This is a genomic window from Arthrobacter sp. HS15c, assembly GCF_040812005.1.
In the GTDB taxonomy this organism is placed as follows: Bacteria; Actinomycetota; Actinomycetes; order Actinomycetales; family Micrococcaceae; genus Arthrobacter.
In genome coordinates, this window is sequence record NZ_JBFOHM010000003.1 from 76,977 (window position 1) to 96,094 (window position 19,118).

The following is a 19,118-nucleotide window of genomic DNA, read 5'->3' on the forward strand; positions in this document are numbered from 1 at the left end:
AAGTCGGTCTGTTCAGCAGCAGCGGAGGTGATGGTCACGGTTCTTTCCTGTTCTGTATAACGTTGTAGAAGTTGGGGGGGTTGGACGTTGGGGATCAAAACGTTGAGGCATTTAAGCGGCGGCCGGGGCGGTGGGCCGGGCAGATGCGGAATGTGCCGCGGCCGGCGTCTCCGCAGTTTCGAGGACGGCCAGCCGGCGCCCAACCACCCAGCCGGACAGCAGCAGCGGAAGCGAGGCTCCCACCAGCGGTACCAGCACAGGCAGTGCGGCAAAGACGACGACGGCCGCCGCCAGGGTGGCCAGCAGCGACAGGCCCATCAGCGGTGATACGAGCGGCAGCACAAACGCCGTCCGCCAGATACTGACAACCGAGTCGCGGTAGCGGCTGCACAGGGCAACGGCCGCCGCGGCCGCGGCAAGAGTGCCCACGCCGGCCAGCGCAGCCAGCACCAGAAACACGGCATAGACCGGCGAGGCCGCTGCCGTTGTTCGGGCCGCGGTCAGGACATTAAGGAAAAGCACGACGCCGGCCAGCCAGAAAATGCTGCCCACCCGGCTTGTGTGCCAAAACTGGGCGCGGTAGACCCTAATGAAGTCCCTCACCACGTGGTCACTGGAGCTGTTATCACCGGCATCACCAAGACGCAGGCGGGCGAGGACGGTGGTGGCGGCGACTGCGGCCGGGAACAGCCCGAAGAGCACCAATCCAGCCAGGGCGCCGGCCACAAACAGCACGTTGACCAGCACCAGCCGGGTGGCGAAGCCCAGCCACATCATCACGCGCCCAGCCCAGCCGAGCGGAACATCGGTCATGAGACGCCTCCCCTGGTTCCGCTCCAGGCCACCCCGCGCTGGTCGATTCCACTGAACGACAGTGCAGGGCGGCCACGGACCGGGTCCCACGCCCCGAACACCACAGCATCAAGCTCAACGGCCCCTCCGGATCCGTCCGGCTCCCCGGCGATTCGCAGCCGCGCCGGGGCGGGTGTCCCGTCGGAAACCATGGGAACCTCGATTGCCACTTCGGCGGCGACGGCGGCAACCAAGTCCGTCGACTCAGGGTCGAACCGGAGCACCTGCCAGGTGCCGTCAACATGCTCGGACGACGGCAACGTTTCGGATTCCCGGCCGGCGAAAGGCTGGGGTGAGACCACAGGCCAGCCGGCGGAGTTGAAGAACAAACGCCGCAGCTGCACCACATGCTCGGTGGGGTCAGCAGCGAACCGGACGTGGTGCACCATAAAGTGCTCCGGAGCCCCGTCCGGGCCGTCCTGGGTGAGGACCGAGTTGTGGCCGGGGGCAAGCCAGCCCGTGCCGCCGTCGAACTGGTGGCTGCCCAGCATCTTGGTGCCGACGGACCCCGGCGGTGCGTCCAGGTCCGTCATGAGGCGGCCGTGGAAGTCACGGTACGGGCCGGTGACGGCGTCCGCCACAGCCACCCTCACGTTGTAGGAGCTGAAGAGCGAATCGTAGGAGGCGAAGAGGACGTAGCGTCCGTCCTCGGGCCGGCGGAGGATAAACGCACCTTCCACGGCGCCTTCCACCGAATTTGGCCGGCGCGCAATGACCGCCCCGAGGTCGCCCTCCACCAGCGGCAGCCCGGACGTGCGGTCCAGCGGCAGGATGTAGATACCCGAGAAGAACGAGCCGTACGTCAGCCAGGGGGCGCCATCGGCATCAACTGTCACGGCGGCATCAATGGCGTTCTGGGAGTGCTGGCCCGACCGGGTGGCCACCACCAGGCCGCGGTCCTGCCAAGGACCGGACGGCGACGGTGCAACCGCCAGTCCGATGGCCGACGTGTTGGACCCGAAGGTAGAGGCGGAGTAGTACATGTGCCAGTCCCCGGACTCCCAGCGGACCACCTCAGGTGCCCACAGTCCCTTCGCACCGGACCAAACAGCTGCCGGGCCGGGGACGCCATCCAGTGCCGTCCCGGCATATGTCCACTCGACCAGGTCGTCAGACGTGCGGACATGTACTCCAGTGGGAATATATTCCGAGTTGGCCACGGAATCGGTGGAGAACATGTAGTAGGTGCCGTTGTCGTCGCGGACGACTGTGGGGTCATGGGCATGCCGGGCACCCCAGGCAGCCGGGTCTGCGCTGGGGTCAGCGCTGGTGATGTCTGCGGTTGTCATGGTTCAGCCCTTGGACCCGGAGAGGGCGATGGATTCGATGATCTGGCGCTGGAAGACAATGAAGACGATCAGCACAGGCAGCAGCGCGATGAACGAGGCGGCCATGATCAGGGGGTAGTCGGTCTGGATGGCGTACTGGGCGTTGAAGTTGGCGATGACCAGCTGCAGGGTCTGTGTACCGGGCGAGTTCAGGTAGATGATGGGCGCGAGGTAGTCGTTCCACACCGCCATGAACCAGAGGATGAACTGCGCGGCGAGGGCGGGCCTGATGGCAGGCATGATCAGCGTCCAGAAGATCTGCAGGTAGGACGCGCCGTCGATCCTTGCGGCTTCCACGATGGAGTCCGGGATGCTGTTCAGGAACTGGCGCAGGAAGAAGATCATGATGATGTTGCCGAAAAGACCGGGCACGATCAGCGGCAGCAGGGTGTCCACCCAGCCGATGCTGGCAAAGATGGTGAACTGCGGAATCATCAGCGTGGGGAACGGGATCATCAGGCCGGACAGCAGCCCCAGGAACAGGACGTTCTTGAACGGCATCCGCATCTTGGCGAACGCGAAGGCAGCCAGCGCCGAGGTAAGCGAGCCGATGATGGTTACCGAGCAGGCAACGATCAGGCTGTTCTGGATGCCGGTCAGGAGCGGGCCGGCCGTCCAGATCCGGGCGTAGTTCTCCCAGACAAACGGGTCCGGAATCCACTGCGGGGGAAGTTCGAACACGCCGTCCTTGGTCTTCAGGGACGTGGAGAACGTCCAGGCCAGCGGGGCGATCATGATGACGGCGCCCACGGACAGGATGAGCGTGGTGATGACGTTGCCCAGCTTCAATGAAGACTTGGCCGAGCGTTGGCCGTTCCCCCGCGGCGGGCCGGACGGGCCGCGCCTCGCGGGGGCGGGGATGGCGTCGGTGGGGTCCAGCGGAGGGGTGGTGATGACGTTCTGTGCGGACATGGCTGCCTGCCTCAATCGATCGAAAACTGGTTGCGGCGGTTGAGCCGGAACTGGATGAAGGTAATGGTGAACACCAGCAGTCCCAGGACCACGGACATGGCCGAGGCGTAGCCCATCTGGAGGTTGTCGAACGCTTTTTGCCAGATGTACCAAACGATGGAAGCCGACTCGAACTCCGGTCCGCCGGTGGGGGTCATGATGTTGATCTCCACGAAGATCTGCGAGCCGCCGATGATGGACGTGACAATCAGGAAGAACGTGACCGGGCGGACCATTGGAATGGTGATGTGGCGGAACTGCTGCCACGCTGAGGCGCCGTCCAGCGAAGCCGCCTCGTAGAGGTACCGCGGCACGGACTGCAGCGCGGCCAAGTACAGCAGCATGGAATATCCCAAGCCCTTCCAGACGGCCATGATGATCAGCGCGGGCTTCACGGTGGACGTGTCCTGCAGCCAGTTGGGGCCGTCAATGCCGATCAGGCCCAGGCCCTGGTTGATCAGGCCGAAGTCCCCGTTGAAGGCCCACTGCCACAGGATGGCGACGGCGGCGATCGAGGAGATGACGGGCAGGTAGTAGACGGTGCGGAAGAACGTGGTGCCGCGCATCTTGCGGTTCATGGCCAATGCCAGCGCCAGCGAGATGACCAGACCGACGGGAATGCCGATCATCATGAACAGCGTGTTCCACAGCGACTTCAGGAAGTAGCGGTCACCGAACATCTTGGTGTAGTTGTCCAGCCCCTTGAAGACCGGGGCGGAGATGCCGTTCCAGTTGGTGAAGGACGCGTAGACGGAGAACAGCAGGGGGAAAAGCGTGAAGAGGAGGAACCCGATCACCGGTATGGCAACAAAGAGCAGCGCGGCCTGGTGTTCCTTCCGGTGAAGCCGCGAGCGTCGCGGGCGCGTGATGGTTGTCATCGCTGGATCCTCTTTGATTCTTGATGGTGGCGCCGGTGGGGCACCAGGAAAAGAGTGGTGGGTAAGGTGCCGCGGCCACGCTCGGGCACGGCCGCGGCACCTGGTCTGCTGGGTTAGGTGCCGGCCTGCTGGTTGGCGGCGTCCAGGAATTCCTGCATCCTGGGCTGGGCTTCCTTCAGGTAGTCCGCGGCGGTCTGTTTGCCGTCCAGCACGGGCTGGATGTTGGTGAACAGTTCGTCGTACCACTCGGCGTTGTAGGTGTTGCCGCCGGGCAGGGCACGGCCGTAGTCCTTGACGATCTCCAGGAACTCGGCCTTGTTGGCCGGCTTGGTGGAGGTGTCCGCGGCCCAGGTTTCCGCCATGTCCTTCAGGTTGGGGATCTGGATCCCGGCGTCAACCAGGCTCTGCTGGGCTTCCTTGTTGGCCGTCAGGAATTCGACCAGTTTGACGGCGTCCTCCGGGTACTTGGTGCTTTCGGAGACGGCGATGCCGAGGGTGCCGATCCAGCTGGCGGTCTTGCCGGACTCACCTGCCGGGTAAGGGATCACATCCCAGTCAAAGCCCAGCTTCTGGTAGGTGGAGAGGTCCCAGGGGGCGATGGGGAAGAACCCGATCTCGCCCTTCATCCAGCGCTGGTAGGTGTCCAGGGTCTGGGCTTCGGCCGCGGCGGGCGTCACGCCGTGGACGTTCTGCAGGTCGGCGAACCACTGGAGGGACTCGGCAAACTCCGGGGTGTCCACAGTGACCTTGGTGCGGTCCGCGTTGAGCCAGTCCCCGCCGTTGGACCAGACGAACGGCTGCAGGTTCCACTGGACGTTCAGGCCGGTGCCCCACTGGTCCAGGGCGCCGTCGCCGTTGGTGTCGGCAGTGAGCTTCTTGGCCGCAGCCACGAACTCGTCGAAGGTGTAGGGCTTGTCCTTGTCCGGCAGCGGGATGCCGGCCTTTTCCAGCATGGTCTTGTTGTAGCCGAAGGAGAACGGTCCCACGTCCTTGGGCAGGGCGTAGATGGCGCCTTCGCCCACGCGCTTGCCGTCGAAGCGGTAGCTGTCCACGCCGTATTCCCAGATGTTGTCCAGGTCGATCGTGTCGGAGCCTTCCACGTATTCGGTGATGTCCTTGACGATGCCGTTCTGCACGTAGGCCTGGACGTCGCCGGGACCGATGTAGAACACGTCCGGAACCTGCTTGCCGGCGATGGCTGCCTTCAGCTTGGTGGCGTACTGGTCCGCGGTGGTGACGATGATGTCCACGTCCACGTTGTTTGCCGTTTCAAACTGCTGAACTGCTTTTTCGTAGGCCTTCTTCTCGTCCTCACCTCCGCGGAACATGAAGGTCAGCTTCTTTTCGCCGGTGTCCCCACCGGTGGGGGCGGAGCATCCGCCGAGCATCAGGCCGGCGGCGGTAAAGAGCGCCAGGGTAGCGGCCATGGGACGTGACTTCATCATCACGCAGTCCTTCCGGGTTGGGTTGAGCGATCAAGTTTATGGGCTGGTGGAGAGCCGGCCCCGCAGTCCGCTGTGGCGGACCCGCATCCGGGGCGGTTCGTTTGCAACGTTGTAAGAAACAATCACACAGCCACTCGGACGCCGTCAAGGGGATATCCGAAATTAGTTTCCCCTCCGCTACCGGGCGCCTTGACGGTGGCGGGGCCGCATGCAATATTTCTCTTTACAACGTTGCAACAATTGTTGGCCTCGGCGCATCCCCGACGCCCGTGAACACATTTCCCGAACAACTCTTCGGAAGGACCACGTGATGACGAAGTCACGTTCTTGGGCTGTGCGCGCCGCAGGATTGGCGGCCATTACCGGCCTCGCCCTGTCGGCCCTGGCACTGCCACCAGCCACGGCCTCAGCCCCCGCCCAGGCAGCAACGAACCCCATGACCGCAACGGCCACGAACGCACCGGCCGCCCAGCAAAAGGTGGGCCAGAACCTGCCCGCCGACCTCCCCGGCGGCAAATCCGTGGTCGGAGCGACCTCACCCATCCACGATCCCGCCCTGATCATCGCCGACGACGGCACCTGGTACGTGTACTCCACCGGACTCCTGAACCGGGAGAACGGCGGCACCATCCAGATCTTTTCGTCGCATGATGAAGGAACCACGTGGGAGTACACCGGCACCGTCTGGGACCGGATACCGGCCTGGATCGATCAGCATTTCTCCGACGGCGAGCTCCCCGGCAATCTCTGGGCGCCGGAAATCACCGAACATAACGGAACCTACTACCTGTACTACTCGGCGTCGCGCTTCGGCGGGAACAACTCCCTCACAGCACTGGCCACCAACACCACCCTGGACCCCAGCGATCCCGACTATGAGTGGGTGGACCAGGGCCTGGTGGCGTCCTCCCCGGCCACGGGCCTAGATCCGAACAACCCCGGCAAAACCTTTAATGCGATCGACGCCGGGATCATCGAGGATGCCGACGGCACCCCCTACATGGCGATCGGATCGTTCTGGTACGGGATCTTCCTCGTCCCGCTCGAGTGGCCCACGGGAAAGCCGGTGGAAGGCTGGCAGTCGCAGACCGTGAATATCGCGGACCGTTTTATGCCCGGCAACCCCGTCGAAGCCCCCTACATCACCGAGCACGACGGCTACTACTACCTGTTTGTCTCCTTCGACTCCTGCTGCCGCGGCGCCGACTCCACCTACAAGGTTGCGGTTGGACGCTCCACCTCGGTGAAGGGTCCGTATTTGGACAAGGACGGCCGCGACATGTTCGGCGGCGGAGGGTCGGTGGTCCTCGATTCACACGGCGCCATCACCGGTCCCGGCGGCCAGTCGGTCTTCGGCGATTACCTGGCGTTCCACTACTACGACGGCTCCAACGAGGAGATCCCCTACTTCCCCACACTGGGCGTGCAGAAGATCAACTGGATGGACGGCTGGCCGGAGTTCAATCAGACCGTGGAACTGCCGGCAGTCCAGAAGCAACCGAAGGACACGGCGGTGAAGGCGGGCAAGCAGGCCTCTTTCAGCGCCACCGCCACGGGAACACCCGGGCCGGTTGCCGTCTGGGAAACATCGTCCGACGGCGGCGCCTCCTGGCAGCCGATGGAATCCCAACCTGCCACCCGGCGGACGGATGAGGGCACCTACCGCTCCACGCTGGAGTTCACGGCGGGCGCGGAACAGGACGGACTGCAGGTCCGCGCGGTGTTCCGGAATGCCCACGGGAAGGTGACCACTGACGCCGTCGGACTTTCCGTGAAGCAGTAAACGCCGGGGATCCATCCCGGCCCGACACATGCGGCCACCGTAATACTGCACGCTGGAGTATTACGGTGGTCCGCTGCGCGGGATTCACCCTTTCACGGCAGGCAAGGCTAACCTAAGTAGTCCCCATTTTTCACCCGACGTCCCTCTCGGGTCCTGCTAGGCGGTTTTCGTGCGTCCACTCCACCGATCCCGGATCACTTTGGGCGTTGCCGCCCTCCTGACACTGAGCGGCTGCGGCTTCAGCGGCGGGCAGGCCCAGCAGGGCACTGCGACGGCCACGGCCGACACCAACCAGCGGATTGTGGTGGACAACTTCCGCGCACCGGTGGCCAACTGGGCGCTGGAATCCGACGCCGCGTACGTCCTGTCACTGTCCGGCTGCCTCGAGACGCTGACCAGCTACGACGCCGCCAAGGGCGAAGTGGTGCCCATGCTGGCCACCGAATGGACCCAGTCCAGCCCGCTCGACTGGGACTTCACCATCCGCGAAGGCGTGAAATTCCAGGACGGCACCGCCCTGACCGCCGAGTCGGTAGCCGGCGCCCTGAAGCACGTCCTGGCCGCCACCGTCCCGGCCCGCGCGTTCAACAGCAAGATGGTCAGCTCTGTGACCGCGCTGGATGCTGACACCGTCCGGGTCACCACCCCCACCGCGAGCCCGCTGGTCCCCTACCGGCTCGCCAGCGTCAACGCCGGCATCCTCGCACCGGCCGCCTACGCCGGAGTGAATCTGAATCCCTTCGGGACCTGCACCGGACCCTTCGTCCCCACGTCCGAGGTGTCCCAGCAGTCCCTGACCCTGGAGCGGAACGGGGACTACTGGGGCGGCGGCGTGCAGCTCGCCGGCGCCGAAGTCCGCTTCATCACCAACGGTGCCACCCGGGCCGCCCAGGTCCAGACCGGCGAGGCCGACATTTCCCTCTCCATCCCCGTGGCCAGCCTGTCCCAGCTTGAAAGCGCCGACGGCGTGAAGGTCCTCAAGGCCGATTCGCCTCGCACGGCCACCCTGTACCTGAACAACAGCAGGGAACCGCTGAACAACGTGGACGTCCGGGCCGCGATCCGGGATGCCCTGGACCTCGAGTCGCTGGCAGCCAGCGTGTACGAGGGTGCTGCTTTGCCGGCCAAGGGTGTCTTCGCGCCGTCCGAACCCTGGGCCGGCGACAAGCAGGAAGCCCCGAAGCAGGACCTGGACGCGGCCAAGAAACTGCTCGCCGACGCCGGCTACACCGCGGCCCGGCCGCTGGAGATCATCGCCATCGTGGAGCGGGCCGAGTTCGCCGACGTGGCAGCCGTCATCCAGGAGAACCTGAAGGCTGTGGGGATCCCCGTCAGTATCCAGGCCAAGGAATACGCCGCGGCGGAGCCCGCGGTCCTGGCGGGCAACTACGACATGCTGCTCAGCCAGCGGAACCGGCTGATCGACATCGCCGATCCGATCGGCTTCCTGACCGCCGACTACACCTGCACCGGAGCGTACAACCTCAGCCACTTCTGCAACGCGGAGTATGACCGGATCGTGGCCGAAGCAGCCAAGACCGTGGACGCCGACGCCCGCTACAAGCTGTACGCGGACGCCGGAAACATCCTCGCCGAACAGGCCGTCAACGTCTGGCTGGTCAACGAACAGGCAACCGATGCCGTCCGCACCAACGTGCTGGGCTACGTCCAGGACCCACTGTCCCGCTACGTCCTGACGGCCAAAACGGCCAAAACGGGTTCCTAGGAACCTTCCTCCGCCATGCTCCCCTTCATCGCCAAGAGAACAGCCACGCTGGTGGCGGCCGTTGTGGTGTCCTCTTTCGCGGTGTTCCTGATCCCTTACTTCACCCCCGGCGACCCCGTCCGCAAGATCATCAGGTCGCGGGTGTCCGGGGATGTGGTGGATGACGCCGCCGTGCAGTCGCTGAGCCTCAGCCTGGGCCTGCAGGATCCTCTGGCGCTCCAGTATTTCCGCTGGCTGGGCCGCATCGCCACCGGCGACATGGGCCTGTCCCACGTCAGCCGGACGCCGGTGGCGGACCAGGTCCTGCCTGCACTGGCCGTGACCCTCAGCCTGGTAGTCCTGTCCCTGGGCCTCGCCGTCGTGGTGTCGCTGCCGCTGGGGATCGCGGCCGGACTGCGGCAGGGGAAGGCCACGGACCGCGTGATCACCACCGTCACCCAGTCCTTCATTGCCATGCCGGAATACTGGGTGGCGCCGCTGCTCGTACTGGTCTTCGCGCTCAAACTCTCCGTCCTGCCCTCCGCGGGCTGGGCCGGCCCGGCGTCGATGGTCCTGCCCGCGGTCACTTTGGCCCTGCGCCCCATCAGTTACTTCACGTCCGCAGTCCGCTCCGGCATGATCGAAGCCGCCGCTGCGGAACACGTTCCGGCCGCCAGGGCGCGGGGGCTGAGCCAGGCCCAGGCGATCCTTCACCACGTGGTGCCCAACGGGCTGGTCCCGCTGTCCACGCTTTTCGCCGTCTGGTTTGCCGGCCTGCTGGGCGGTTCGGTGATTGTGGAGGTCATCTTCGCCGTGCCGGGCATGGGCCGGCTGCTGTTCGACGCCGTCATCAACAGCGACATACCGCTCGCCCAGGGCGGGGTGGTGGTGGTTGTGGCCCTCGCCGTCACCGTGACCACCCTCGCCGACCTCGTGCACCGCCTGCTCAGCCCGGCCGTGGAAGGCAGCTATGCATAAGCGAACAGGGCTGAACCGACCGACGACGAGGCGCGGGGTCGCAACCGTCGCGGCGGGCGCCGTGCTCGCCGTCGTGGTCTTGGCCGTGCTCATTGCACCCTGGATCTACCCGTACCCGCCCTCGGAGCAGAACCTTGCCGCGCGCCTCGCCCCGGCGTCCGCCGATCACTGGCTGGGAACCGACCACCTGGGCCGCGACACCCTGAGCCGGCTCCTCGAAGGCGGCCGGTTCTCGATGTCCGTGGCCGCCCTGGCCACGGTGCTGACGTGTGTGCTCGGCGTGGCCGCCGGTGTGCTCAGCGCCCGCCGGCGCGGCTGGCTGGACGAATTCCTCACCCGGACCAACGATGTGCTGCTCGCCGTTCCCGAAATGGTGGTGGCGCTCTTCATCGTGGCCACGCTCGGCACCGGATTCGGGCCGCTCCTGCTCGCCCTGACCGTCACCGGGTGGACGCCTTTTGCCCGGCTGGCACGGACCCTCGCCTACGACGTCTCCAGCCGCGGCTTCGTGGAGGCCGCGCGCGTGGTGGGCTGCCCGCCGTCGTTCATCATCTTCCGGCACGTCATCCCGCACCTGGCGGCCCCCATCCTGGGCCAGGCCACGCTCCGGTTCGGCCAACTGCTGATCAGCGTGGGCGCCCTGTCCTACCTGGGGCTCGGGGTCCAGCCGCCGCAGTCGGACTGGGGCTCCATGATGGCCGCCGCTCAGCCGTACACCGAACGCGCCCCGCTGGGGATCCTCGCGCCGGGCCTCGCGATCTTTGTGGTTGCGCTCTGCGTGACTTTGCTGGGCCAGCGCGCGGCCCACATGGCTGCCGGTCCGCTGCTGTTGCCCGCGGCGGAGGCGAAATGAGCGGCCTGAACAACGTGCTGGAGATCAGCGGCCTGGAGGTCCGGAACCTTGGGGCTGCCGGAACGTACGACGGCGGCGCGGCCGTGGGTGCCGCGGCTCCCCTCGTCCGGGACTTGTCGCTGTACGTCGGCGCCGGCGAATTCGTGGCGCTGGTGGGCGGCTCCGGATCAGGAAAGACCCTCACCGCGCTGTCCTGCCTGCGGCTGCTGCCGGCGCAGCTGGGCATCACGTCCGGCTCCATCCGGCTGGGTCCGGTGGACGTCACCGCCGCCAGCGAGCAGGAGCTGACGGCAGTCCGCGGCGGCCAGGTGGGCATGCTGTTCCAGCAGCCCAAGCGGATGTTCAACCCCAACCGGACCATCGGCCAGCACCTGCTGGAGCCGCTGCGGATCCACGGCGGCCTGCGCGGGACGATGGCCCGGGATGCCGCGGTGGAGATGCTTCACGAGGTCGGTTTCGCCGACCCCGCCCGGGGTTTCCGCGCCTATCCGCACCAGCTGTCCGGAGGGATGGCACAGCGGGCGATGACCGCCGTCGCCCTCGCCGGCCGTCCCCAGCTGCTGCTGGCGGACGAGCCGACGTCGGCCCTGGACAAGATGCTGGAACGGCAGGTGCTCCAGCTGCTGGACCGTGAGCGGCGGGAACGCGGACTCGGCGTCCTGTACATCACGCACAATATTGCGTCCGTGGCTCCGTTCGCCGACCGTGTGCTGGTGATGGATGCGGGCAGCATTGTGGAAAGCGGTCCCACGGCTAGGGTCCTGGCCGCACCGCAGCAGGACTACACGCGTGAGCTGCTCGCGGCGTCGCAGCTGGCGCCGGACTCCCGCCGCCGGCCAGCGCCGGCCGAACGCGACGTCCTCACCCTCGCCGGCGTGCACAAGACGTTCGGGCGTCGCAGGCGCAAGCACACCGTCCTTGAGGACGTGAGCCTGGAGCTGAAGGGCGGGGAAATCCTGGGCATCCTGGGCCAGTCCGGCTCGGGCAAAAGCACCCTGGCCCGCGCCGTCGTCGGGCTGGAAAAGGTCACCCACGGCACCATCAGCCGTCACCTGGAAGAAGCGGGCAGCGTCCCGGAGGCAACCGCCGTCCAGCTGGTGTTCCAGGAGCCGCACAGTTCCTTCGATCCGCGGATGACCCTGCGCGCCAGCATGGAGGCACCCCTCCTGCGGCGGCGGGGGCTCACTGCCGCGGCGCGCGCCCGGCGGATTGCTGAGGCCATGGCCGAGGTGGAACTGGACGAATCCATGCTGGACCGGCGGCCGGGGCAGTGCTCGGGCGGGCAGCTTCAGCGCGCCACGATTGCCAGGGCCCTGCTCCTGGATCCGCGGGTGCTGATCTGCGACGAGGCCACCTCGGCACTGGACGCGCTGACCCAGCGGACCGTCCTCAACCTGCTGCTGCGCCTGCAGCGTGACCACCGGCTGTCGCTGATCGTGATCTCCCACGACATGGACGTGGTCCGGTACATGTGCGACCGGGTGGCCGTGCTGCTGGAAGGACGGGTGATTGAGGTTGCCGAAACCCAGGCGTTCTTCGCCAGCCCCGCCCATGAGCACAGCCGCGCCCTGGTGGACGCTGCCATCCCCTGCCGCGGCGACCACCTCCGGTCTCTGATGCGCGGGACTGCTTCCGTCCAGGGCTGACTCCTGGCCCGTGCGCTTGCCCTTGAGGGGCAGGAGCGGCGCCGGTAGGGTTCGGTCATGGACATCATCCTGGTACCCGGATTCTGGCTGGACGCGTCGTCGTGGGATGAGGTCACTCCTCCCCTGGCCGCCGCCGGCCACCGCCTGCACCCGCTCACCCTCCCCGGCCTCGAATCAGCCGACGCGTCACGCGCCGGCATCGGACTGCGGACCCACATCGACGCCGTCGTGGCGAAGCTGGATTCCCTCGAAGGCAAGGCGGTCCTGGTGGGCCACTCGGGCGGCGGGGCCATCATCCACGGTGTGGCCGACGCCCGGCCGGACCGCATTGAGCGGAACATCTTTGTGGACAGCGGGCCGCTCGGCGAGGGGGATGTCATCAACAATGAACTGCCGGCCGACGGCGACGACATTCCGCTTCCGCCGTGGGACGGTTTCGAGGACGCCGACCTGGTGGACCTGACGGACGGGCTCCGTACTCAGTTCCGGTCCCGGGCCATCCCGCAGCCCAAGGGCGTGGCCTATGACAAGCAGCACCTCCACGACGTCCGCCGGTACGACGTCCCGGCCACGGTGATCGCGTGCGAGTTCCCGTCGTCGCTGCTGACCGAGTGGATCGACGCCGGCCATCCGTTTGTTGCGGAGCTCGCCCGGATCCAGGATGTGGAGTACGTGGACCTGCCCACCGGGCACTGGCCACAGTTCACCAGGCCGGCCGAACTGGGCCAGGCGATCCTGAAGGCGGTGGACCGCACGGCCTGAGGGCCGCCGTCGTACATCCTGCAAAAGTGACCCGTGCGCTTCGTGGACTTAGGGAATAGATTAGTAGTGCGACTTAGTGAACCGGCGGCCTGACTGCCGGTTCACTCCCAAGGTGGGGTTTGGGAAACATGCCGGGGCCGGCGGTGAGATGGCCTCAGGGTGAGACCAGGCCACGCTCCCCAGCCACCGCCGGCCCCCTGACGTGTCCGGCGTCGAAAAGGCTCTCGCGTTCGAACCGCCTCACTTGCGCGGCCGGCTGACCAGTCCAAGGCAAAGGACGGCCGCCGCTGCAGAAACAGACGCGACGACGCCGAACGGAACCGCATCGTTGGCGCCGCCGATGCCTACGAGGGGTGCGGCGAGTCCGCCGAAGGCAAAGCGTGCCAGCCCCAGGAGTGAAGAGGCCGTCCCGGCGATGTCCGGATAGTCCTTGAGCGCCAGCGAAGTGGCGGGCGGGCTGGTGACGGCCACGCCGCTGACCATGGTGAACAGGGACAGGATGATGGCGGCCAGCGGCAGGTGCAGGAGTGCGGTGGCAAGCAGCCCGAGAGCGCCCGAGGTTGCCATCATGAGGCCCAGGGTGAGCGTTCCGCGTTCGGACCACCGTTCAGACAGCCGGCCGGCGGCGAATCCGAAGACCATAAAGCCGAATGAATTCAGCCCGAACGCCAAGGAGTAACCCTGCGGGGACAGGCCGTACATGCCCTGGAGTATGTATGTTGCCCCGCTCAGGTAGGCGAAGATCGCGGCGTAGCTGAAGCCGGTGATCAGCACGGCTCCGACGAACACGCGGTCTGCGAGGAGTCGGCGGAAATCGTTGAGGGTGTGGGAGAAGCCCCCGGTGACGCGCCGGTCTGCCGGCAGGGTCTCCCGGAAGACCGCCAGACAAGCCGCCAGGATGGCGATTCCCACGGCCGCAAGGAACAGGAAGACTCCGCGCCAGTCGGTGACCGTTGCGAGCTGCCCGCCGATGACGGGTCCGATAATGGCGGCCAGGCCTCCGAGCACTGTGAGCCGGCCATAGTAGCGGAGCAGTTTGCCGCCCGAGTAGACGTCGCGGCCTGCCGCCTGCGCGATCACTATGCCGACGGCGCCGGCCAGGCCCTGGACGAACCTTGCCAGGATGAGTGTCTCGACGGTGGGGCTCACCGCACAGAGGGCGGAAGTCAGCGTGTAAGCCACCACCCCGATCAGCAGCGGCGTCCGACGGCCCAGGCGGTCCGAGAGCGGCCCGGCCACGAGCTGGCCTATGGCGAGGCCCAACAGGCAGGCGGTGATGGTCAACTGGGCCACCGACGTCGTGCTTCGAAGCTCTGCCGTGAGGGCAGGCAGGACGGGCAGGTAGAGGTCCATGGAGATCGGACCGAAGATTGTCAGGAGGCCGAGCACAACCGCGAGCGGGCGGCCGACCGTTTGCTCACGTGCGGGCGTCGGGGTGTCGAGGGCTGTCACGCGTGCTCCGTTCAGGGGTGATGGCACGGCCCGGGGCTGGGGGCCGGGGATTCCGGTGGAATGGGCCTTGTCCTCAATGCAACAGGGTCCGCCCGTTCCTAGCGAGGGCTCCGCTTATCCGGGTCCTGGCAGTACCTCCCTAACGTGCGGGTCCGGGGGTAGCGTGGACGGGTGGACAACAGGATGGAAGTGCGCGAGTTCCTCGCCTCACGGCGTGCCCGGATCACTCCGGAAATGGCGGGGCTGACGCTCTTTGGGGGCCGACGCCGCGTCCCGGGCCTGCGCCGCGAAGAGGTGGCGATGCTCGCCGGTGTCAGCGTGGACTACTACACCAAGCTGGAGCGCGGGAACCTGTCCGGCACATCCGAAAGCGTCCTTGACGCCATCGCCCGGGCGCTGAAGCTCGACGAGGCCGAACGGGACCACCTCTACAACCTTGCCCGCGCGTCCAGCCCTTCCGGCAGGGCACGACGGCGGCCCCTCCAGAGCGGCGCGGTCCGGCCGCCCCTCCAGTTCATGCTCGACGCCATCACCACGTCGCCGGCCTTCATCGGCAACCACCGCATGGACATCGTGGCCGCCAACCAGCTTGGCTTTGCCCTGTACTCGGAGATGTACCGTGGACCAGCCCGGCCCGCCAACCATTCCCGGTTCATCTTCCTTGACCCCAAATCCCGCGATTTCTACCCCAACTGGGATCTGGCGGCCAACACCAACGTGGCTATCCTGCGGACGCAGACCGGACGCAACCCCTTTGATAAGCGGCTGGCAGACCTCGTCGGGGAACTGTCCGTGCGCAGTGAAGAATTCCGGACCCGCTGGGCCGCCCACAATGTCCGGCGCCACTACGCCGGCACCAAGGTTTTTCACCACCCGGTGGTGGGCGAACTCGAGCTTGCCTACGAAGCGATGGAGCTGGCCGAGGACCCCGGCTTTACCCTCACCGTCTACCCGGCAGTGCCCGGATCCCCGTCAGATGAAAGGCTGCGCCTGCTCGCGAGCTGGGCAGCTACCGAACGGATCCAGGACGTGGCCAGTGCAGCCGAGCCGCAGGACAGCCGCCGCCCGTGAACGCCGCCACGGTTCGGTCGGGCTGGGTTGGACGGGGCTAGGCGGAGGGCACGAGCCTGAAAGCGTAGCGGCCCTGGGGTCCGCTGCCGGGATTCATCGAGAGGTCGACTCCCTCGGTGTCCAGCTGCACCTGCACCTTGAAGACGCTGCCCTCGCAAGGGACCTGTACGGGTGCCAGAACCTCGACGCCTGACCAGGAGGACACAGACAGCTCCGCCTCGGATGGTCCGTCGCAGATGAAGTGCAGTTCGTAGTTTCCAGGTTTGGCCGACAGCCCGGAGCCGATGGTGGTGTTTGAACTGGCGGACCCGGCCAACTGGCCAGGCAGGGGTGGTTGCAGCTGCTGTGATGACCATTCACGCATGTCATCGAAGCCAGAAGGCTTCGGGACGCTGTCCGCGTGGAACGGGGTCGGCTCCATTGATGCCTGTGGCGATGTTTGGACCTGCCCCTGACCCGGGCCACTGTACTCGCAGCCCGACAGCGGAATGACAAGCGCGGCCGCAACGAGCAGTGCCCGCTTGCGCTGAGTCTTCGTCCCCCAAAGAGCTGACATGCCCCGAGTCTAGGGCCTAAACCGCAGGGTGGTGGCATGATGGGGCACATGAGCCGAGTCACGTGTGATCTGACTATCTCCCTCGACGGGTTCGTCGCCGGCCCGAACCAAACCCCGACCGACCCGCTGGGTGACAACGGGGAGCTCCTGCACCGGTGGCAGTTCGAGGAACCCGAGGACAACGCAGCCGCACTGGAAGGCATCCTCGCGGCTGGCGCCTACATTATGGGACGGAACATGTTCGCCGGGCCCGGGGAGTGGGATGCGGAATGGCGGGGTTGGTGGGGTGAGGATCCTCCGTATCACGCACCCGTTTTCGTTCTCACCCATCAGCAGCGCCCGCCTGTGCAGATGCGGGGCGGTACAACGTTCAACTTCGTGGCCGACGGGATCGAATCGGCGCTGGCCCAAGCGCGGAAGGCCGCCGGAGGCAAAGACGTGGCCATTGCCGGAGGGGCGCAGACCGCCCGCCAGTACCTGTCGGCAGGGCTGATCGACGAGCTGAGGCTCCACATCGCGCCCATGATCCTTGGGGCGGGTGAACGGCTGCTCGACGGCGTCGGGAACCTCAACCTTGAGCCGACGGAAGTGAGCGGCACCCGCCTCGTCACCCACGTGCGCTACCGGGTCATCCGCTGACGAGCTACGCGAGGGCTTGTTCCCAGGCCGTTTGATTCCGCACGACGTATTCAGCTGCTGCGCGCCAGTGCTCGCCGTGTCCGTCGACGTACATGTCTGCCCACGGCTGGAACCCGGTCTCGTTCGAGGATTTCAGGAGGTTGAACATCGCTGCAGTCCGTTCCGCCATGGCGGCCGGCAATGCCTTACGCAGCGCGTCATCAGCTTGGTATCCGTCAACAACTGCTCGCAATCTCCGGGCGGCGTCTTTCACCGGCTGCCCCTCGCACAGCAGGCCGAACGACTGCGCGGCGTACGCCAGATCCCACAGCCGGGTGCTGGGCCCGGCGCCGTCCCAATCAATGAGCACCCACCGGTCGCCCATGATGAGGTTCCACGGCGCGAGGTCGTTATGGCACATCAGGTCCGGATTCTCAGCGGGCAGCAGCATTTTCCAGTCGCCCGGATTGGGAATGGGGACTGTTTCGCTCGCCTCATGGATTTGCCGAATCATCCGGCCGACCCGCCGCAGCTCGTCGTGCCCGAGCGGCAAATGATCCATCGCGAGTGCGCCTTCGACATACTCGACCACATTTCGACCGTCGTCGTCCCGGCCCAGTGGCTGGGGTACATCCACCCCGAACGACCGGAGCGCGCCAAGGTAGCTTTGCACGGCGGCTGAATTTTCCAGCCAGGGCTTTCGGACGGTGTAACCAACACGGACCACACGTCCGGACGCATTTCCGCCCGTCAGTTCCTGCTCGTCCCCGCCCATCCCAGCAGGCTACCGGATGCAGAACCCGGCGACGACTGGGCCCCTCACTCGCGCTCGACCGAATAACGGAGCGAAACCACGCCGTTGCTGAACGTCCGCGTCCCCTCAAGCTTGACGTTCAGCCGCAGATCCGGGACCTCGAACAGCCGCCGGCCCTGCCCCAGAACTATGGGATGGACGAAAATGTGAAAGTCATCGATCAGGCCGTGCCGCATGAACGTGGAGGCTAAATTGGCGCCGCTGAGGACGATGTCGCCGCCGGGCTGCGCCTTCAGTTCCGCTATCTGTTCAGGCACGACGTCGTGAATCACCGTGGTGTTCCAGCCCGCCCGTGTGACGGTCCGCGAAAACAGGAACTTGGGAATGTCGAGCCAGATTGCGGCGAACTCGATCTGGGGCGCCGAGAGGCCGGGATTCCTGTCGGCCGCGGGCCATACATCTGCCATCAGCTCATAGGTGACTCGCCCGAACATGAACGCTCCCGCCGTCCGGAACTCATCGTTCAAGTAACGGCTCAATTCGTCGTTCACCAGATGCCAGCTGATGTCCCGGTCCGGGCCCTCGAAGAATCCGTCCAGGGAAACCGACGACATCAGCATGATTCTGCGCATGGGACCTGATCAGCTCGCGGCGAGCGGCAGCACCATCAGGTAGCCGGCCGGCAGGTCGCTGCTCCACCGTCGCGGCTCGCGGACCACGAACTGCGTCGCCAGCTGCTCGGGGGTGAGCAGGGTGTTCGGCGCGGGCGAGGGGCCCCACTGCCCGCTGCCGTGCGGGTAGAGCGGATCCTGGACGCGGACGCCGGTGACGGAGAACTCCGGGAACTGGGCAGGGTCGCCGATCGACTCGAACCCGCTCATCACCCATGCGTGGCGACCGCTCCACATGACCAGCCCGACCGGCCGGCCCGTGGCGGCGATGGCGCGGGCCGCGGTCTGCAGGGCTTCGTCGCGGTCGACGATGCTGACCACGGTGTACGGCCCCATCCCAACCTCGGTCAGCACCTGCGCCCAACCGAGCGGGTTGGCGCCGTTGAACGAGTTGGACGACCGCGCCCGGGCCATCTCCCACAGCTCGCCCTGCTGGGCGGGATCGGCCCACGAGCCGCCGCCCGTGTCATCGATGAGGTTGTGCGCGATCTGGATGCTCGCCGCCACACACCAGTCGAAGGTGTACTGCGGCACGAAGTCCCCCTCCTGGTAGAGGTTGACGGCGAAGGCCTGGGGCACCGCCGGTGGTGTTGGAACCGGCGTCGGCGTGGCTGTCGGGGTGGGTGGGAGGGCGGGATCGACGTCGGCCGGCGGGGCCGAGGAAGACGTGATCGCTCGCTCGGTGGCGGTCTCGTCGAGGTCGACTGCGGGCGTGCAGGCCGTGAGGAGGGTCGCCAGGACAACGAGCCACGCCAGAAGACGGGCAGGGGCACCGGTCATGATCCAGTTTAGAGGCCGTAGTATCAGTCCGGCCA

18 protein-coding genes are annotated in these 19,118 nt (G+C 66.4%); 8 read left to right on the top strand and 10 right to left on the bottom strand.

Annotation, left to right across the window (positions count from 1 at the left end; genetic code table 11):
- Positions 1-111 precede the first annotated feature (111 nt).
- The 5 genes from ABV518_RS05460 to ABV518_RS05480 form a co-directional block, all read right to left on the bottom strand.
- Entirely contained in the window at positions 112-813 is a 702-nt protein-coding gene (locus ABV518_RS05460; RefSeq protein WP_367765819.1) for a DUF624 domain-containing protein, read from the bottom strand.
- Complete coding sequence (locus ABV518_RS05465) at positions 810-2,141, bottom strand: arabinan endo-1,5-alpha-L-arabinosidase (RefSeq protein WP_367765820.1); 1,332 nt, start codon at positions 2,139-2,141, stop codon at positions 810-812. The genes ABV518_RS05460 and ABV518_RS05465 overlap by 4 nt, the downstream gene beginning before the upstream one ends.
- Before the next feature lie 3 nt (positions 2,142-2,144).
- Positions 2,145-3,092 carry a carbohydrate ABC transporter permease gene (locus ABV518_RS05470; protein WP_367765821.1) on the bottom strand — a complete coding sequence of 316 codons (948 nt, stop codon included), beginning with the start codon at positions 3,090-3,092 and terminating at the stop codon, positions 2,145-2,147.
- Positions 3,093-3,103: 11 nt separating this feature from the next.
- Complete coding sequence (locus ABV518_RS05475; RefSeq protein WP_367765822.1) at positions 3,104-4,009, bottom strand: carbohydrate ABC transporter permease; 906 nt, start codon at positions 4,007-4,009, stop codon at positions 3,104-3,106.
- 113 nt (positions 4,010-4,122) lie between these two features.
- Positions 4,123-5,454 carry a sugar ABC transporter substrate-binding protein gene (locus tag ABV518_RS05480; protein WP_367765823.1) on the bottom strand — a complete coding sequence of 444 codons (1,332 nt, stop codon included), beginning with the start codon at positions 5,452-5,454 and terminating at the stop codon, positions 4,123-4,125.
- Positions 5,455-5,764: 310 nt separating this feature from the next.
- On the opposite strand from ABV518_RS05480, the gene ABV518_RS05485 reads away from it, so the two are divergent.
- The 6 genes from ABV518_RS05485 to ABV518_RS05510 all read left to right on the top strand — a co-directional run bounded on the left by ABV518_RS05485 (position 5,765) and on the right by ABV518_RS05510 (position 13,181).
- Entirely contained in the window at positions 5,765-7,237 is a 1,473-nt protein-coding gene (locus tag ABV518_RS05485) for a glycoside hydrolase family 43 protein (protein ID WP_367765824.1), read from the top strand.
- 169 nt (positions 7,238-7,406) lie between these two features.
- On the top strand, positions 7,407-8,963 hold the full coding sequence (locus ABV518_RS05490) for an ABC transporter substrate-binding protein (RefSeq protein WP_367765825.1): 1,557 nt from the start codon (positions 7,407-7,409) through the stop codon (positions 8,961-8,963).
- A gap of 15 nt (positions 8,964-8,978) precedes the next feature.
- Positions 8,979-9,920: an ABC transporter permease gene (locus ABV518_RS05495; protein ID WP_131132108.1), complete on the top strand. Its 942-nt coding sequence runs from the start codon at positions 8,979-8,981 to the stop codon at positions 9,918-9,920.
- Positions 9,913-10,773 carry an ABC transporter permease gene (locus ABV518_RS05500; protein ID WP_367765827.1) on the top strand — a complete coding sequence of 287 codons (861 nt, stop codon included), beginning with the start codon at positions 9,913-9,915 and terminating at the stop codon, positions 10,771-10,773. Before ABV518_RS05495 ends, ABV518_RS05500 begins: the two co-directional genes overlap by 8 nt.
- On the top strand, positions 10,770-12,419 hold the full coding sequence (locus tag ABV518_RS05505) for an ATP-binding cassette domain-containing protein (RefSeq protein WP_367765829.1): 1,650 nt from the start codon (positions 10,770-10,772) through the stop codon (positions 12,417-12,419). The genes ABV518_RS05500 and ABV518_RS05505 overlap by 4 nt, the downstream gene beginning before the upstream one ends.
- Positions 12,420-12,476: 57 nt before the next feature.
- Positions 12,477-13,181 carry an alpha/beta fold hydrolase gene (locus ABV518_RS05510; RefSeq protein ID WP_367765831.1) on the top strand — a complete coding sequence of 235 codons (705 nt, stop codon included), beginning with the start codon at positions 12,477-12,479 and terminating at the stop codon, positions 13,179-13,181.
- Positions 13,182-13,421: 240 nt separating this feature from the next.
- Here the strand turns inward: ABV518_RS05510 and ABV518_RS05515 are convergent, their stop codons facing one another.
- Entirely contained in the window at positions 13,422-14,570 is a 1,149-nt protein-coding gene (locus ABV518_RS05515) for a multidrug effflux MFS transporter (RefSeq protein WP_367766153.1), read from the bottom strand.
- A gap of 234 nt (positions 14,571-14,804) precedes the next feature.
- Between ABV518_RS05515 and ABV518_RS05520 the strand changes: the two genes are divergently transcribed.
- Positions 14,805-15,704, top strand: a complete 900-nt coding sequence (locus ABV518_RS05520; protein WP_367765832.1) for a helix-turn-helix transcriptional regulator — start codon at positions 14,805-14,807, stop codon at positions 15,702-15,704.
- A 37-nt stretch (positions 15,705-15,741) separates the two neighbouring features.
- Here ABV518_RS05520 and ABV518_RS05525 read toward each other — a convergent pair whose 3' ends face one another.
- The gene (locus ABV518_RS05525; protein ID WP_367765834.1) at positions 15,742-16,260 is read right to left on the bottom strand and encodes a hypothetical protein; all 519 of its coding nucleotides are present in this window, start codon (positions 16,258-16,260) and stop codon (positions 15,742-15,744) included.
- Between the two features lie 48 nt (positions 16,261-16,308).
- On the opposite strand from ABV518_RS05525, the gene ABV518_RS05530 reads away from it, so the two are divergent.
- A complete protein-coding gene (locus ABV518_RS05530; RefSeq protein WP_367765835.1) occupies positions 16,309-16,899 on the top strand; it encodes a dihydrofolate reductase family protein in 591 nt (196 codons plus the stop codon).
- A gap of 4 nt (positions 16,900-16,903) precedes the next feature.
- On the opposite strand, the gene ABV518_RS05535 is transcribed toward ABV518_RS05530, so the two are convergent.
- The 3 genes from ABV518_RS05535 to ABV518_RS05545 are packed head-to-tail and all read right to left on the bottom strand — an operon-like array spanning position 16,904 to position 19,083.
- Positions 16,904-17,653, bottom strand: coding sequence for a phosphotransferase (locus ABV518_RS05535; RefSeq protein ID WP_367765837.1), 750 nt, complete (start codon positions 17,651-17,653; stop codon positions 16,904-16,906).
- 44 nt (positions 17,654-17,697) lie between these two features.
- Positions 17,698-18,264, bottom strand: coding sequence for a dihydrofolate reductase family protein (locus ABV518_RS05540; RefSeq protein ID WP_367765839.1), 567 nt, complete (start codon positions 18,262-18,264; stop codon positions 17,698-17,700).
- 9 nt (positions 18,265-18,273) lie between these two features.
- A complete protein-coding gene (locus ABV518_RS05545; RefSeq protein ID WP_367765840.1) occupies positions 18,274-19,083 on the bottom strand; it encodes a hypothetical protein in 810 nt (269 codons plus the stop codon).
- Positions 19,084-19,118: the final 35 nt, after the last annotated feature.